Origin of the sequence: Candidatus Clostridium helianthi, assembly GCF_045310795.1 — a bacterium.
Taxonomy (GTDB): Bacteria; Bacillota; Clostridia; order Clostridiales; family Clostridiaceae; genus Clostridium; species Clostridium helianthi.
Window position 1 is genome coordinate 1 of the sequence record NZ_JBJIAB010000157.1, and the last position, 288, is coordinate 288.

1 pseudogene is annotated in these 288 nt (G+C 33.3%); it reads right to left on the bottom strand.

From position 1 onward, the window contains the following. Positions 1 to 288: pseudogene (locus ACJDTP_RS27615) on the bottom strand (L-ascorbate 6-phosphate lactonase); the annotation flags it as partial.

Sequence of the window (288 nt, forward strand, 5' to 3'; positions counted from 1 at the left end):
TTGGATTTTCACCATAAGATCCTAATGCAACATCAATTTTGTATTCGTTTCCATGTTTGGCATAAAAATTTGAATAGTGTGAATCACCACTATGATATAAATTTCCACCTGGTGTCTTTATCAAATAATTAACAGCCTTAATATCCATATCTACTGGCATCTTTCCTCTGATATCTCCCTTTGGAGGTTCAGTTATTAATGCTGTTCTGTCAAATGATTCTAATGCAACTATTGTGATATCCTTAATCTGCACTGTATCTCCTGGTTTTACAACAATACATCTTTCAC